Here is a 245-nt window from a genome sequence, read left to right as displayed (position 1 = left end):
TCCTGAAGGGCATCGCTAGAAAGGAAAGCTCAATGTCCAGCTCAACCCGCTCCACCAAGACCAAGGCCCGCGTCGTTCAGCTCCGCAAGGGCACCACCCTCGAAATGGTCCGGCTCTGCTGCCCGGATGGTCACCAGGCCACGCTCATCTCCGAAAGCTTTGGCCTCCCCGTCCTCGACAGCGACGGCATCCGTGAATTCCATGAGCGCAGCCTGATCGAAAGCGCCGACACGCTCTCCGAGGGA

At 62.0% G+C, this 245-nt stretch carries 1 pseudogene; it reads left to right on the top strand.

From position 1 onward, the window contains the following. Nucleotides 1–32: 32 nt before the first annotated feature. A pseudogene (locus EH240_RS37730) lies at nucleotides 33–245 on the top strand (hypothetical protein); the annotation flags it as partial.

It is taken from the genome of Mesorhizobium tamadayense (assembly GCF_003863365.1).
In the GTDB taxonomy this organism is placed as follows: domain Bacteria; phylum Pseudomonadota; class Alphaproteobacteria; order Rhizobiales; family Rhizobiaceae; genus Mesorhizobium; species Mesorhizobium tamadayense.
The sequence above is the reverse complement of the archived record's forward strand: the minus strand, read 5'-3'. Positions and strand labels throughout refer to the sequence as shown.